We start from the raw sequence: 15,793 nt of genomic DNA, 5'->3' as shown, positions 1-15,793 counted from the left end.
TTTGAGGAAAAGAGGAGTGGAACATATGAGTGCTGCCAAATCGCCCAATCTGGGTATTGTTATCGCAGGTCTCTTATTAGGAATTCTTATGGCCTCCATGGACAGCACCATCGTTGCTACTGCAATGGGTAATATTGTTGGGGAGCTGGGCGGAATGGACAAATTTGTCTGGGTCACCTCAGCTTATCTCGTAGCCGAGATGGCGGGTATGCCCATTTTCGGCAAGCTGTCTGATATGTATGGTCGTAAGAAGTTTTTTATTTTTGGAATTATTGTATTCATGGCAGGTTCGGCTCTCTGTGGAACGGCTGATACAATAACACAGTTAGCTGCATACCGGGCTATTCAGGGCATTGGTGGCGGGGCGCTGGTGCCAATCGCTTTTGCAATCATGTTCGATGCCGTACCGCTGCAGACTCGGGGAAAACTGGGCGGGGCATTCGGCGCTGTATTTGGCTTGTCGAGTATATTTGGTCCATTGCTCGGTGCGTATATTACCGATCATATTGCTTGGCAATGGATATTTTATATTAACTTACCCCTTGGTCTGTTGGCTTTTGCGATGGTCGTATTCTTTTATAAAGAATCGCATGAGCATTCAAAACAGCCTATTGACTGGTTGGGAGCGGGTACGCTGCTTGGTTCAGTCATTTCCTTAATGTTTGCGCTGGAGTTAGGCGGAAAAGAGTATGCTTGGGGATCGTCCATGATTCTTGGTTTGTTTGCAGCCTTTGCCATCCTTGCAGTTGTGTTTCTTTTTGTAGAGACCAAAGCGAAAGAACCGATTATTTCCTTTGCTTTGTTTAAAAAAAGATTATACGCGGTGAGCATTATTTGTGCTCTGTTTAGCGGTGCAGCTTTTATTGTGGCTTCCGTGTATATTCCAATCTTTATTCAAGGAGTATTGGGCGGATCAGCTACAAATTCAGGACTTGTATTGCTACCAATGATGGTCGGCTCAGTGGTTACAGCTACGATGGGCGGATTTCTAATGTCAAAAACCAGTTACCGCAGCCTGCTGATTCCTACATTCGCACTTTTGGTGATCGGTACTGGACTTGTAGCGACACTCACGCCGGATGCTTCACGACTGCTTGTTACTTTGTATATGATTTTGATTGGGCTAGGGATTGGTGCTTCATTCTCAGTGCTAAGTACGGCATCTATTCATGGATTGACCGCACAGCAACGTGGCTCTGCCAGCGCAACGCTGAATTTCATTCGTTCACTGGGCATGACGATAGGCATTACCACCTTCGGTATCATTCAAAGTCACTATTTCTCAGGCAGTCTTACCAAGCTACTCTCGGCTAATGGTGGTGGAGCGGCTCCTGCGGGAGCTATGGATTTTAAAGACCCACATGCTTTGCTCTCACCGGAGACTAGGGCGCTCATTCCACCTGAAATTCTGGGTAAAATTACCGCTGGGTTATCCTCATCCATTGTAAATACCTTTGCTTGGGCGGTGATTCCTGCAGCTTTAGCATTATTGGCTTCGTTTTATATGGGACGTCAGAAGATGGATGCCTCTGCGGAGGGGAATGTTCAGGCGTCTGGACATTAGCATGTAGTCTAGATAATATTCGTTTGATTATGATTCAGTGAAAATAGACATATAAAAAAACGACCACCACTTCGGGTACTTCCTAAGTGGTGGTCGTTTTTGTCTAAAGGGATATGTGTGCTCCATTACGCCCAAAGCGACTAGGTAGAAAATGGTCGATTGTACTGCGAATTTGGTTCACAAGTATCTGACGGTTTCCCTGAGAAGGCGTTCTGCTCTCTATCTCGCCAGAAGCTCAGATTCTGATACTCTGAAAACGTAATCAAAATCTGGGTATAGGAGATTCCGATATGGGGGTACCTGCTGGCAAACGGCTTCCCAGCGTTGATCCGGTTCATCGATCCCGCTGGAAGATGAAGAACAAACATAAATTGTTCTTCATGGCTTTTCCATTTCTTGTTGTCACCTTTATTTTCTATTATCTGCCGATCAGCGGATGGATTTATGCCTTTTATGATTTCATTCCCGGAATACCGTTGTCAGACACGCCTTACGTTGGATTGAAATGGTTCAAGACGATTGTATCTAATCCGACGCAGACCGCAGAGGTTCTGCGCGTGCTGAAGAACACGCTTGCTATGAGTTCACTCGGATTAATTACATCCATCTTTCCAGTGATCTTTGCCGTTATGTTGACTGAGGTGAAGTCAGGCTGGTATCGCAAGCTGGTGCAGACACTAACCACGATTCCAAACTTTATAAGCTGGATTCTAGTTTATGCCTTGGCATTCTCGTTGTTCTCTGTAGATAACGGTGTCATCACCCACATTCTGGTGCAGCTTGGAATAGTGGATGAAGGCTATAATTTCCTCGCTTCCAGCTCAAATATCTGGGTCACGATGATCGTTTGGTACTGGTGGAAGTCGTTAGGCTGGGGTGCCATTCTCTATCTTGCTGCAATTGCAGGCATTGATCAGGAATTGTACGAAGCTGTTGAGGTGGATGGAGCAAATCGGTTCCGAAAAATTTGGCATATCACCATTCCAGGTCTGATCCCGACCTTTTTTGTACTGCTGCTACTCTCTATAGGTAATCTGGTCAATAACGGGATGGAGCAGTACTTTGCCTTTCAAAATGCGATGAATAAGGACTCTATAGAAGTACTGGATCTTTATGTATATAACATTGCGTTCGCCAACAACTTTCCTTTTGCCACGGCTGTCAGCATGTTGAAGTCGGTTGTCAGTGTAATTCTACTGTTCGCAGCGAACACATTGTCTAAGATGGTGCGTGACGAATCTATCATTTAAGTCAGGGGTGATCCCATTTGAGAAAGAAAAAACTAACGGCTGGAGAACTTATCTTCCAGATTATGATCTATACGCTCTTTGGATTGTTCACCCTGTCATGCATCTACCCATTCTATTATTTGTTCATCAATACGATCAGCTCGAATGATCTTAGCGCAGCGGGTGATATCAAATTTTATCCAAGACAGATCCATTTTGATAACTATAGTAAGGTGCTAAGAATCAGTGGTCTAGGACATGCGGCGACAGTCTCTGTGTATAGAACGGTTGTGGGGACATTGCTTACTGTGGGGTCGTCAGCTTTTTTAGGATACTTGTTCACCAAAAAGGAAATGTGGGGCCGGAGTATTTGGTATCGGAGTGTCGTGGTTACGATGTATTTTAGCGCAGGGCTGATCCCTTGGTACATCACGATGCATAATTTGCATCTGACTAATAATTATCTGGCTTATATTTTGCCTACGATTATTACGCCATTCAACATCATTCTGGTTAAGACCTTCGTTGAGGCCATTCCTCCATCCCTTGAGGAGTCAGCGTCTATGGATGGTGCTGGTTACATGAGAGTGTTTTGGAGCATTATTGTACCGCTTACTACGCCCATTTTGGCTACAATTACGATTTTTTCCGCAGTGAATCAATGGAACTCATTTATTGATACGGCGTTTCTGATGACAGATACGAAATATTTTACGCTCCAATTCTTGTTATGGCGTTATTTGAACGAGTCCAGCTCGCTCGCGGCTTTAATTCGTAATTCACCAGATATGGCCGCTAGTGTAGCGAATATGCAGACTCCAACCTCTGTACGGATGACCGTAACGATGATCGTCGTATTGCCGATTCTAATCGTGTACCCATTCTTCCAGCGCTTTTTCGTCAAAGGGATTATGATCGGTGCGGTTAAGGGCTAATGAGCTACCGGATCGGTAATGAAATGGGGTTTTCCTCTGCTAGGAGCAGAGTTGGACTATAAGAAAAGATACGAAAGGGAGGGTATAAAGCAATGAGACTAAGAAGAGCATCGCTTGTCATGCTATCCGTAATCCTAGTTTTCGTTCTGGCAGCATGTGGCGGGGGAAATAATACGGCTAACTCGGGCAAAAACACGAGCACAGAGAAACCTACGTCCGCTGCCACGAATGCGCCGGCGGAAGAGACAGCAGCACCAGATGACGGAACACTAGATCATTCCAAGCCGCTGAAGCTGACCGTATTCTCTACAACGGCTAACTATGCGGGTCCACAAACCGGTTGGTTTGCCAAAATCATCAAAGATAAGTTCAATATTGAGATGGACATTGTAGCCTCAAACCTGACGGGTGGAGATACCAAAATCTCTGCAATGATGGCATCCGGCGATCTTGGCGATATTATCATTTTCGGTGATGATAAGAACCATTATCCAAACGCGATCAAAGGAAAACTTCTCTTAGACTGGACTCAAGACGGGCTCCTAGATAAATACGGAAAAGACATTGCCAGCACGTTTCCAAAAGCTATTGAGAAAGCAAAGATCGCTTTTGGTAGTGGATCATCCGTTTTTGGCATCGGAAACAGTGTAGCTTCTAATCCATCTGGACCTTCTGAAGGAAAAGACATGACTTGGGGACCCGACCTACGCTGGGATCTTTACCAACAAATCGGAGCACCTGAAATTTCAAAGATAGAAGATTATCTTCCCGTGCTGAAAAAAATGCAAGAGCTTGAACCAAAAAATGAGCAAGGAAAGAAAACCTATGCCTTCTCGATGTGGTCTGACTGGGACGGCAACTATAAAATGACACTGGCTAAACAGTTCGCCAACATGATGGGTTATGACGAAATTCCTGACACTGCTGTGTATGTTAAAGCAGATGAAGAAAAGTATTATGACTTCCTATCCGAAGATAGCTGGTATATGAAGTCGCTCAAACTGTATTTTGAAGCTAACCAAATGGGGCTGGTTGATCCAGATTCCATGACGCAAAAATTCGACGATGTGGTAGCGAAATACAAAGATGGTCGTCTGTTGTTCTCCTGGTTCCCGTGGCTTGGAGCAGCTAACTACAATACACCGGAAAGAACAGCAGAAGGTAAAGGTTTTGCACTAGTTCCGTTCAAGGATGAGCTGATGTATTCCACTGGCTTCAATGTATACGGTGGTAACGGTATTATAGCAATCGGTGCAAAAGCTAAAGAACCTGCTAGAATTATGGAATTCATTAACTGGATGTACACTCCGGAAGGCGCAATGATCTCTGCAGGAAGCGGAACAGCGGTGCCGAACGGACCTAAAGGTCTGACTTGGGATATGGATGCAAGCGGTAAACCTGTCGTGACTGACTTTGGCTGGAAGGCTTATACCGATCAACAGAATACACAAGTGCCTGCAGAATATGGTGGTGGTGACTACTACTACGGCTCTAACCAAATGAACTTCTCTTTTGTAGTTCCGGCGATGGTGAATCCTGACAACAAAGAGCCATACGATCACAATCTATGGACGACAACCTTAGAGCGTAATCCGTCTAAGCTTGATAGTGACTGGAGAGCGAAGATGGGTGTTCTGACGCCTAAGGAGTATTTTGAGAAAAATAATCTATTAGCTGTCGCGCCACAAGGCTTCACAGGTAAAGAGCCATTGATGATGGACAAAACAGTGGAGCAAAAGAACAAACAAATCGGTACGGTCATTCAACAAATTTCTTGGAAAATGGTATTTGCTAAGAATCAAGCAGAATATGACAAATTGAATAAAGAAATGCATGATAAGGTGAATGGTCTCGGTTATGCCGAAGTGATGGATTTCTCGATTAAAAAGGCAGAGGAACTGTTTGAGGCTCGCAAAAGCGTGAAATAAGGTTTAATTAGAAAAAATACAAATAGGGCGGGGCGGCGTGAAGGCTGTTCTGCCCTATTCTATTCAATTAAGGATAAATGTGGTATTCTCACATTGATATATATAGAACGCTTACAAGAAGAAAGAAGAGGATCATTCAGATGGTGAGAGTATTCCGGCGTAATCATACCCCAGCTGTCAAATCCTTACGTAAGACTTTATTCATCTATCTAGTGATCGGAACGTTACTTCCGCTTCTTTTAGTAGGATTCGTAACCTACACCTCTATTTACTCTATCCTTTCAGGGAAAATTGGCAATGGTATAAGTGCAAGCTTGAAACAGGAAGCCTCTAGCTTGGAGAATGCCATCGACAATATGGATTTTGCCTCTAAACAGTTTGCGCTGGATGGTCAGATTGTGGAAGAAATGTCCTCTTTTATTCAGGAAAAACAAATTTATCGCAAATCGCAAATGATGAACTCCATCAACCAGAAGATCAACCTCGTTAATTTCACGAATCCCTACATTGGACTTACAGCCTACATTATGCCAAGCAGTGATGATCCGGTTCTGTTCACAAATATGAGTGCGCGCAGAAATTTCGATATCAGTACATTACCTTCTTTTATGCGATATAACGGAGCTGATTATTATGGGCCGCATTCTACGATGTATGCCGTCGGCGATAATCTCGTGTTCTCAGAACAGCGCATTGTACGCGTACCAGGTGAACATAAGCTATATATTTATTTAGAGACAAATTATAGTCTGCTTCGCAAAATATTTAATCAGGAATCTTACGGGATGAAGGTTAACCACCTACTTGTGAATCAACAGGGCACTAGCACTTATGTCATTGATGGTAAATTACCTCAAGGAATTATCAAAGCTGCTGGAAGCAACTCTAATCTATCACATGAAACACTTACCGGATATCATCTGTTTCGATACGCTAGTCCACAGGGCTGGAAGCTTATTGCAGTAGTTAAAAAGTCCGAATTCAACAGTGAAATTTATTCTTGGTTCTATAAAATGATCCTGCTCGCGTTCTCGACACTACTCTTTGCCGGAGTTCTGGCTTTGATGATTTGGAAAAAGATTTATGGCCCTTTGCGGAAGGTTAACCTTGAAATTAATCGAATGGCGGAAAATGTTACTTCTCCCGTTGCCTACACGAATGTGGAAGAGTTTGATTTTGTGCTTAGTAACTTTCAGCAGATGAAGAAACAGGTGAATGAGCTGATTGTTGCGGTAGCCTATAATGAGAAGCAGAAAAGCCAATTCGAGATTGAAAAGCTACTTAGCCAGATTAACCCTCACTTTTTGCATAATACATTGAATACGGTGCAGTGGATGGCAAGGCTTAACGGTCAGAAGGAGATCGACAAGCTGGTCACTCTTCTTGTAAAGGTGCTGCATTATAATCTGGGCAAGCAAAGCATCATCGTTACCCTTGGAGAGGAAATTGAAGCGATCCGAAATTATATGGAGCTGCAGCGTATTCGTTATGACTATGAATTCGAATTTAACGTGGAGGCTGATGAGGATGTATTGTCTGTGGCTGTCCCTAGATTCTTACTTCAACCCCTTGTAGAGAACTCGATTTATCATGGTCTAAGCGATAATGGCAGGGTGGACGTCTTGATTACAAAGCATGGTGAAGGAGAAGTTCAGCTGTGTGTAAGAGACAACGGGGCTGGAATGGATGCAGATACGTTAGATCAGCTGCTGTCAGAGGATGGCGCTAAGAAGCGGGGGCTCGGAATCGGCTTCTCATACGTGAACCGGATGCTCAGAACCTACTATGGAGAACAAATGAAGCTGGAGATGTACAGCAAACTAGGGGAAGGTACGGTTGTATCTATCGTAATTCCGAGGAAAGGTAAGGAGGACTTCGATGATTAAAGCTGTAGTGGTTGATGATGAGAGACTTGTGCGGAAAGGTTTTATCTCTCTAATTGATTGGTCATCCTTAGGAGTTGTGATTGTCGGTGAGGCGGGAGATGGCAAATCCGCTTTGGAGCTACTTCAACAACAGGATGTAGATCTGATATTTGTAGATTTGACTATGCCCGGCATTTCTGGGTTTGAGCTAATTAAACTAGTAAGGCAGCGTTTCGCAGGTGTTCGCTGTGTTGTGCTTACTTGCCATCATGAGTTTGACTATGTGCAGGAGGCCATGCGTTTAGGAGCCGTTGATTATATTGTCAAAACTCTATTGGAGATGGAAAATGCGGACGAGACTATACGTCGCCTGGTCGATCGCATCAAATGGGAGGACAATACAAGGGATGCACTGGTTCATGGTGAAGGTAAAAGGATAGCTGCAGACAAGGCACTGCTCTATTTACCATTAAGCAGCCACTGTAATGAAGAAGAGTTATTTCACCTATCCTTCGTGAAGAATAATCCGCTGATTACCTTTCATGAGATGTGGATGTCGCCCTTGCTTCACCGGTTCTCGGAAGAGGAGGGGAAGCGTGAGCTTAAGAACCAGCTTTCTGGGAGATGGCAGAAAGCGCTCATCAGTGGGTTAAGAGATCAGTCACTACAGGAATTGGAGGAGCAGCTCACCACGAAGCTTCGGCATATGCTATTTTATCATTCTAGTGCTGAAGAACTGACCTTTCTGAATTATGAGGAACTAAAGAAGGAAATAGCGATTCCCCATTTAAAACCGGATGAAGCTGATGTATTCGAGCAAGCTCATAGTCTCAAGTGGACGATTGATGGGAATGAATGGGAGAATTTTGTAATGAACATAAGCTTGCAGAAGCCTCGATACGATAGATTTCCAGCTTTCGCACATTCTCTTTTACAAAGCTGGAGCGCTTTATTGTTAAAACCTGATGATGCTGTTCAACTGGAACGCGATATTTCGATGAACTTGAATTGGTGTCACTGGAAGACCTGGCTGCGCCGATTCTCTGATCATGTGGGACGGAGAATGCTCGAGCTAGGATTGACTAAAGAAGTGATGTCTTGTCTTATTCGCGCAGTTCGTTATATGCAGAGCCATGCAGGTGACAAAATCAATCAGAGCGACGTAGCGGCGGAAATTAATATGAGCCGTGGTTATTTCAGTCAATGTTTCGCTCGTTTTGCCGGGGAGACATTCGGTGAATGTTTACGGGGAATGCGACTTGAGTTGGCTAAATCATTATTGCGGGAGACTTCATTACCCGTCTGTGAGATTGCTTCAAGGTCTGGCTTTGAAGATGACCGCTATTTCAGTAGACTGTTCAGAGAACGTATTGGTCAACTGCCGAGTGAATATCGTGCGGAGGAGAAGGACCAATGATGAGATTGTGGAGATTCATCCTCTTATTTGTAATGATGATCGGACTTACATCATGCCGTGACCAGAACAAAACAGTAGATTCTACTCGAAGTCCTCAGGGTGAGGTCGAAGATGCTTCTGTAGCGTATAGCAAATACGAAGATCCGATCGTGATTCGTGTAGGATTTAAGGTTCCTGATTCCAGGCTAAATACAGGTGACAGCAACGACAACAATCCAATCACCCGTTATTTGGAGAGCATTACGAATATCAAGGTAGTTCACTCTTGGGAAGCGAAGGGTGAAGATGCCTTTAATCAAAAAGCACAACTTGCGATCGATAGCAATGATTTGCCGGATGCGATGGTTGTAGATCGAGATCAATTAAAGAAACTCATTGACAATGATATGATAGAGGACCTCACAGAGACCTACAATGTATATGGCTCTGATTTAATTAAGGATATGTACAATTCTACTCAGGGTGAGGCATTATCTGATGCTTCCCGATACGGTAAGTTATATGGATTACCTAACGTAGCAATTGATGCGGATTCGCCTGTTCTGCTCTGGGTACGTCAGGATTGGCTGGATAAACTGGAGCTGCAGGCACCGCAAACCTTTGAAGATATTGAGAACATAGCGAAGGCTTTTATGGAGAAAGACCCCGATGGCAATGGTAAAAGAGATACCGTCGGACTTAGCGGCTATAAGAATATCGTCTATGGGACAAAGCCATTAGTAAATGGTCTGGATGCTGTGTTTAGTGCATTGCATGCTTTTCCTACCAATTGGATCAAGGATAACGCTGGGAATATTGTATATGGATCCATTACACCTGAGACCAAACAAGCGCTAGCCAAACTGGCAGATTGGTATAAAAGAGGGTTGCTGGACCCTAATTTTGCACTTTATAAAGAAACACAAGAGCCTATTATTACAGGGAAATCAGGCATGTTCTTTGGCCCGTGGTGGATGCCATATTATCCTTTGTCAGAGGCGGTTGCCCTCGATACGAAGGCAGAATGGAGAGCGTATGCAGCTCCACTTGATGAGTCTGGTAAGTTTGTTGCACATTTGGCTCCGGTAACAGACCGTTACCTTGTTGTGCGTAAAGGTTTCGAGCATCCAGAGGCGATTATGAAGCAGTTGAACGTGTTTACAAGACTTGAGAGAAGACAAGACCCTAATTCGGAGGAAGTTAAGACGCTTGATGATTTCTCAGCGCAAACAGGAATTCAGTTGCGTGCCTATTATCCGTTTGACCTTCTAATTGATTATTCGGATGCAATAGAGAAACATTATGCAGATATCCAGCAAGCTTTGCATGGCAAAATAGATCCAGATACCTTAAATCCAGATACCCGTCTCATCTATGATCAATGGGTGGAGGACACGGAACAACCAAAGAAAGATCTGGAAGGCTGGAAAGCAGCGAATGCCTATAAATATGGAGTTGCTGTCTTAACCTCTACCGCTATTGAGGGAGTGCGAGGCGTCTTTTACGGAAACACCCAACGAATGAAGAGCAAATGGACGGAGCTGCAAAATCTGGAGAGCGAGACATTTTTGAATATCATCGTGGGCGATTCACCACTTAGTGATTTTGACGTTTTTGTAGAGAAGTGGAAGAGTCTAGGTGGGGAAGCGATTACGAAAGAAGTTGCTGAGACCGTAAAATTGAAGTGAACACGGGATGATATAGGTTTTTTCGCTAAAAGTAGCGGAGTGAATGGACTGATTGTGGAAAAGTGGAGTGTCCTCACCAAGGAAACGGGAGCACTGATCGATAATTAGGGAATTCCTCCCTGTAATTCTGAGAATTCTGTTCATCTGACTAATAATTAGGGAATTTCTCCCTATAATTTCGCTGATTCGTTGGTAAATACCGATATTACTCTGATTTTTAGGGAGGATTTCCCTCTTTCTATTCATTTAAAACATTTATCAGCTATTTTCAGGGAGCTTTTCCCTAATAATTCTCAAAAAAAGAAGCTGTCCCTTAAGTAGCCATTACTACTTTTGAGACAGTTTCTTTTTTTGTCCTATTCTTCGTCAGTGCTGATTTTTTGAAGTAAGGTACGAAGCTGCTCTACTTCCGCGGTGGTTAATTTACCAACTAGGCTCTTGTTATAATCATCTAAAATAGACTGAAGAATTGGCGAAAAATCGATTGCTTTAGGCGTTGGATATAGTAGTTGAGAGCGTCGATCATTAGGATCTGGTTTACGTTCAATATAACCCGAATTCTCTAATTGCTTCACGGAGCGTGCGGTGGTGGCTTTATCGAATTTTAGTTCAGAAGTTAGTTGATCTTGTGTAATCCCTGGTCTGGAAGTAATCAGTTTTAGAAAACTATGTTGCCCACCACTACCTATTCCATAGGGCATGAACTTTTTTACCAATTGCTTCTGATTTTGACGATGAAAATAGGAAATCAACTTTCCTATAGGCTCTTTTTCCAAAATATAGACACCTCTTTGGGTATATAGTTCGCTTATTTGCTACTCTGAGAAAAAGTGTACAATAAAGTCGTTGCGCGCGCAACTAAATTGATGTAGACTATGTAAGTAAGTTTTGTTGCGTGCGCAACTAAACGTTGATTATACATTCAATGAGGTGTTAGTTTATGAGTTCTATTAGCGCAACCTATCAGGAAGACAAGGAAATTCAGAAGAAACGCTGGATGATTTTAATTGTACTGAATATTTTCACCTTCATGTCCACACTGGATGGCAGTATCGTCAACATCGCTCTGCCAGAATTATCGAAACAATTGAAGCTGCCTATGGCACAAATCGAATGGGTAACCACAGGTTATTTGATGGCGATATGTGCTGCGATTCTTTTCTTCGGGAAGCTTGGAGATATTGTTGGGAAGATTCGAATCTTTAAGATAGGGACGATTGTTTTTGTTATTGGTTCGATGCTGTGTGGATTCAGTTTAAGTTTACCGGCATTACTTGCTTCACGCGTCATTCAGGCTATTGGAGCTTCGATGACCATGGCGAATAGCCAGGGAATCGTTACGGATATCTTTCCTGCCAATGAGCGGGGTAAAGCGCTTGGTTTCATAGGTACATTCGTGTCTCTGGGAAGTATAGCTGGCCCTAGCTTAGGTGGGATTATGGTTTCGACATTAGGCTGGGAGTATATCTTTTGGGTGAACATTCCTATTGGAGTGATCGCTATTCTGTTAGGCTGGAAGGTACTGCCTAAGGATTTAACTAGGACGAAATCTACAATAGACGTTCCAGGTAGTTTACTCTTCGCTATTTTTATCATAAGTTTGTTCGCAGGGCTTTTATTGGGACAGCAGCTCGGTTATGGCGATAGCTTAATTGTGACGGCTTTAATCGTAGCTATAGTCAGCTTCATTGCTTTCTTATGGACGGAGCTTCGCCGGAAAGAACCGTTACTACAATTGTCATTATTTAAGAATCCGTTGTTTTCATTAAGTATTTTATGTGGGTTTCTCGTGTTTACAGCGAACTTCTGCTTTAATATCATCGCGCCATTTTATGCACAGAATATGCTGAATCTATCGCCCTTTGAAGCGGGATTCCTGTTGATGCTGTTACCGATATGTATGGTTGTCGTAGCACCAATAAGCGGAGCTTTATCGGATAAAATCGGGTCTGAATTCCTAACTTTTGCAGGGCTGGTAGTCATGGTTATTGCTCAGTTTGGATTAGCAGAGCTTCATGAAGGAAGCTCTGTTGTGCTGGTAGGCGTGTGGATTGCTATGTTAGGAATCGGTAGTGGTCTATTTCAATCGCCGAACAATTCACTTGTGATGTCTAAGGTGCCTAGGACTCAGCTTGGTTCTGCGGGCAGCGTCAATTCGTTAGTTCGTAATGTGGGGATGGTCGTCGGTATTACGATAGCTACTACGATTCTCTTTCATGTGATGAGCAGTGAAGCTGGTTATCGGGTAACAGGTTTAGTTCCAGGTAGACCAGAGTTATTTATCAGTGGGATGCATGTAGTGTTCATGACTTCGGCATCCATATGCTTTGTGGCTGCACTGCTAACGGGTTGGAGAATGATAAGTGCAAGGAGCGCCAGAGTGCAGACTTCGGAAAGATCATAAGGAATAAAAGAAGAAGATCCTTCTGACGCTACGGCGTGGAAGGATCTTCTTTGTGAGGAGATTGAAGGGCTTTCTTAACGGCTTGCAAGTATTGATACCGATACTGATCATCCGGTTCTAAATAGGCACCCTCAGCCCACTCGTTCCAAGCGTTAATATAAATAAAATCACTTTTGAACATCTTCTTGGTCCTCTCAATTTGTCGAGACAGATATTGACCGAATTTGTGAGGATTTGCACCTAAAGTACTTTGTCCGGCAGCACCTTTACGTGGTGTATTATCCCAGTTGACAAATGCTCCCGGATATATAATTTCCCCATCTCTATGAGGTGTCCGTTCTAACATAGATTCCCATAATTCATCATAATCAATGACAATATGCTTTTGATCCTCCACCTGCTTGGAACTCCATAAGTGCTTTACACCGCCATGTGCGAATGTGTAGTGAGGCTCGAATTCTAGACTGGCGTCGAACCCGTGCTCTGTCATTAGGGGGAATCCGCCCAGTGTCCGGACAAGATGAAGGCCCTTAAGTCCGTTTTGCTGAGCTAAATCACGCCAACATTGAAGCATTTCATCACACCGAGGGATGCTGGAGGATCTATAGATAATAAATACTGGTTTGCCGTCTACGCAAATATATCGTTCATCTTGGAAAGCCTCGAGTAAAGTATAAAAATGCATTCGCCAATCCCGTTCTTCTCCATATTCCTGTGGCATCAAGACATCTTCTTCAGTGCCATCCCAGCTTCGTGTCCAAGGTTCGTTAGCCCAAGACAGACAAAAGGGGAAGTCAGGCTCTTTGCTGGCAAGAATCTGCTGAACCGGTTGTTCCAGAAGTCGCCTGCCATTGAACCAATAGTGATAATAACAAAACCCGTAAATGCCATGAGCTTTTGCAGTTTCAGCCTGCCATTGTTTCACTTTAGGGTCCGTTAAATCGTAGTAGTTATTATTTAATGGTTTTTTCGGTTGATCATGTTCAGGATAAAGGGCTGTAGCCTTCCTGACATTTGTCCATTCTGTAAATCCCTCTCCCCACCAGGAATCGTTCTCTGTTATCTGATGAAATTGAGGCAATACAAAAGCGATGCATTTCAAGTCAGATCACCCCCTATGGCTCCGTGAATATTTTTTTGAGCAGCAGCTTTCCCTGCTGAAGATAGGAATAATTGTACTTTACTTCCTTTAGAGCACGAGAGGCCGAACTTCTCCTTTCATCACTATGAGCAATATAGTACCTGAAGCTCTCAGAGAGCTCTTTAAAGTTCTGGAAACGAATAAGACTTTCTTCTGCAATGGGGTAACTTTGAAGATGGGGATGATCTTCCACGAACTGAAATACGCCGCAAGCAGAGACCTCCATAATTTGCTGCACAGAACCTGTGCAATTGATGACGATCCTTGCTCCATTATAATAGTTAGACATTTCTGCTTTATCGTAGGTGATGTCTATGAAATTTTTGGTGGGCTCCCACCCGCTACCAATGGTCATTATCTTGAGGCCATGAAGTAGTTCTGAATGAGCTAGGGTGTCCAGAACATTATTCATTTGAAAATGGCCGAGAATGAGTACGTCACTGTGGTAACATTTCTCTACACGTCTTGGGTAATAGAGGTCTGTATCTGGAGCATAAGGGAGGTAGCTAGAATGTTTCTCCCGTAAACCTTGATAATAGATTAGATTAGCTATGTTCTGTGTGAAAATATAATCGAATAATAGCGCTAGATTACGTTCTGTTCGGGTAAGGCAGGTCGTGTCTGCCATCCATACGGCCTTAGGAGCGTTATAAGCTTTGAGGGCAGGAATATTCTCCTCAGGGAACAGGGACTCTGATCCCAAGGCCAATATCAGATCAGGCTGATACTGGGCTAAATATTCTTCCAGATTATGATGTAGCTTAATGGCAAGCACTTCTTTGACCAGATGCCTTAGCTGATCTTTAAAAAGTCGTACATTAGGCATTTTTTCACTTATCTCTGAGGGGATCAGAAGCAATACTCTTAATTGTTTTAGTTCCCGTGTTATGGATTCCGTTCTATAAGAGTTCTCGAGAATGAGATTATGGTGTTGCGATTGATGAACTTGGCTGATGGAGACTTCGTGAGTTGAGGGCAATTGAGGAGTGAGCCTAGTAGCTGTCTTCTTCATAATTCCTCCTGTATTCATTGGAGCCAGTCGTTCGCTCTAGCACCTAGTCTTGCTAATCATTATATGTGTAGGGGGTTCATTTGACTTTAGGTATAAGACCATTAATCTGAATCTTGAAGGAAAAAGCGGATTTAGTAAAAGATGTATATCTATCTATGACCGGATTGTCTTGTCTAACATAAGATATACTATAAAACCTGAAAGGGATGATCGTCTTGCCAACCTTCGATAATATTCTTGTTACAGGAAGTCAGACCATTCAAAATGATCTGCATGTCAACGGGAATGAGACTATCGATTTAGACTTGCAATTAAATGGTAGTCAGACCATTATGGGAAGCCTTCAGGTGAACGGCAGTCAGTCCCTGCTCGGTCATTTGGGGGTTACCGGTGAAATTAGCGGTGCAGGCACCATCAAAACTGCGACCCGTTTGATCGCGGTGAATCAGGCTTTGTCACCAGTTTCAGCCCCTACGAGCCTTCAAGAAGTCAGATATTTCGCTATGGGAGTTGCAAGTCAGACAGGACTCGTGCTGAAAGGCACGGATGGAAATGACTATGTATTATTTATCGATTTGACCGGGGGAACACCTAATATTGGGATCCAGCGGGCTTAAATATGATAACATTA

Annotated in this window: 12 protein-coding genes; 9 read left to right on the top strand and 3 right to left on the bottom strand. The window is 43.4% G+C overall.

The window, feature by feature from the left end; all coding sequences use genetic code 11:
- The first annotated feature begins 25 nt into the window (after positions 1-25).
- From CA600_RS11005 to CA600_RS10975, 7 genes are all read left to right on the top strand, one after another.
- Positions 26-1,564 (top strand): MDR family MFS transporter, encoded by a 1,539-nt coding sequence (locus CA600_RS11005; RefSeq protein WP_094870228.1) that lies wholly within the window; start codon positions 26-28, stop codon positions 1,562-1,564.
- A gap of 290 nt (positions 1,565-1,854) precedes the next feature.
- Positions 1,855-2,814, top strand: a complete 960-nt coding sequence (locus tag CA600_RS11000; protein ID WP_094870227.1) for an ABC transporter permease — start codon at positions 1,855-1,857, stop codon at positions 2,812-2,814.
- A 17-nt stretch (positions 2,815-2,831) separates the two neighbouring features.
- Positions 2,832-3,728, top strand: a complete 897-nt coding sequence (locus tag CA600_RS10995; protein WP_042190000.1) for a carbohydrate ABC transporter permease — start codon at positions 2,832-2,834, stop codon at positions 3,726-3,728.
- Between the two features lie 92 nt (positions 3,729-3,820).
- Entirely contained in the window at positions 3,821-5,656 is a 1,836-nt protein-coding gene (locus CA600_RS10990) for an ABC transporter substrate-binding protein (protein WP_094870226.1), read from the top strand.
- A gap of 140 nt (positions 5,657-5,796) precedes the next feature.
- Complete coding sequence (locus tag CA600_RS10985) at positions 5,797-7,542, top strand: sensor histidine kinase (protein WP_179281590.1); 1,746 nt, start codon at positions 5,797-5,799, stop codon at positions 7,540-7,542.
- On the top strand, positions 7,535-8,938 hold the full coding sequence (locus tag CA600_RS10980; protein ID WP_094870224.1) for a response regulator: 1,404 nt from the start codon (positions 7,535-7,537) through the stop codon (positions 8,936-8,938). Before CA600_RS10985 ends, CA600_RS10980 begins: the two co-directional genes overlap by 8 nt.
- Positions 8,935-10,605: an extracellular solute-binding protein gene (locus CA600_RS10975; RefSeq protein ID WP_094870223.1), complete on the top strand. Its 1,671-nt coding sequence runs from the start codon at positions 8,935-8,937 to the stop codon at positions 10,603-10,605. Before CA600_RS10980 ends, CA600_RS10975 begins: the two co-directional genes overlap by 4 nt.
- 356 nt (positions 10,606-10,961) lie before the next feature.
- Here CA600_RS10975 and CA600_RS10970 read toward each other — a convergent pair whose 3' ends face one another.
- On the bottom strand, positions 10,962-11,381 hold the full coding sequence (locus CA600_RS10970; RefSeq protein WP_094870222.1) for a MarR family winged helix-turn-helix transcriptional regulator: 420 nt from the start codon (positions 11,379-11,381) through the stop codon (positions 10,962-10,964).
- A gap of 164 nt (positions 11,382-11,545) precedes the next feature.
- Here CA600_RS10970 and CA600_RS10965 point away from each other — a divergent pair, with 164 nt between their 5' ends.
- Positions 11,546-13,009: an MFS transporter gene (locus tag CA600_RS10965; RefSeq protein ID WP_094870221.1), complete on the top strand. Its 1,464-nt coding sequence runs from the start codon at positions 11,546-11,548 to the stop codon at positions 13,007-13,009.
- 28 nt (positions 13,010-13,037) lie between these two features.
- Here CA600_RS10965 and CA600_RS10960 read toward each other — a convergent pair whose 3' ends face one another.
- Both CA600_RS10960 and CA600_RS10955 read right to left on the bottom strand, forming a co-directional pair.
- Positions 13,038-14,111, bottom strand: coding sequence for a glycosyltransferase WbsX family protein (locus CA600_RS10960; protein ID WP_094870220.1), 1,074 nt, complete (start codon positions 14,109-14,111; stop codon positions 13,038-13,040).
- Between the two features lie 13 nt (positions 14,112-14,124).
- Complete coding sequence (locus tag CA600_RS10955; RefSeq protein ID WP_179281589.1) at positions 14,125-15,162, bottom strand: glycosyltransferase family protein; 1,038 nt, start codon at positions 15,160-15,162, stop codon at positions 14,125-14,127.
- A 206-nt stretch (positions 15,163-15,368) separates the two neighbouring features.
- On the opposite strand from CA600_RS10955, the gene CA600_RS10950 reads away from it, so the two are divergent.
- Complete coding sequence (locus CA600_RS10950; protein ID WP_256989811.1) at positions 15,369-15,779, top strand: hypothetical protein; 411 nt, start codon at positions 15,369-15,371, stop codon at positions 15,777-15,779.
- Positions 15,780-15,793: the final 14 nt, after the last annotated feature.

Source organism: Paenibacillus sp. VTT E-133280 (genome assembly GCF_002264385.1).
Taxonomy (GTDB): domain Bacteria; phylum Bacillota; class Bacilli; order Paenibacillales; family Paenibacillaceae; genus Paenibacillus_AQ; species Paenibacillus_AQ nitricinens.
The sequence above is the reverse complement of the archived record's forward strand: the minus strand, read 5'-3'. Positions and strand labels throughout refer to the sequence as shown.

Bases quoted from the DNA above. Each gene is read 5' to 3' on its own strand.
- CA600_RS11000 (WP_094870227.1), top strand. From the start codon at position 1,855: ATGGGGGTACCTGCTGGCAAACGGCTTCCCAGCGTTGATCCGGTTCAT.
- CA600_RS10980 (WP_094870224.1), top strand. From the start codon at position 7,535: ATGATTAAAGCTGTAGTGGTTGATGATGAGAGACTTGTGCGGAAAGGT.
- CA600_RS11005 (WP_094870228.1), top strand. From the start codon at position 26: ATGAGTGCTGCCAAATCGCCCAATCTGGGTATTGTTATCGCAGGTCTC.
- CA600_RS10965 (WP_094870221.1), top strand. From the start codon at position 11,546: ATGAGTTCTATTAGCGCAACCTATCAGGAAGACAAGGAAATTCAGAAG.
- CA600_RS10985 (WP_179281590.1), top strand. From the start codon at position 5,797: ATGGTGAGAGTATTCCGGCGTAATCATACCCCAGCTGTCAAATCCTTA.
- CA600_RS10950 (WP_256989811.1), top strand. From the start codon at position 15,369: ATGATCGTCTTGCCAACCTTCGATAATATTCTTGTTACAGGAAGTCAG.
- CA600_RS10990 (WP_094870226.1), top strand. From the start codon at position 3,821: ATGAGACTAAGAAGAGCATCGCTTGTCATGCTATCCGTAATCCTAGTT.
- CA600_RS10975 (WP_094870223.1), top strand. From the start codon at position 8,935: ATGATGAGATTGTGGAGATTCATCCTCTTATTTGTAATGATGATCGGA.
- CA600_RS10955 (WP_179281589.1), bottom strand. From the start codon at position 15,162: ATGAAGAAGACAGCTACTAGGCTCACTCCTCAATTGCCCTCAACTCAC.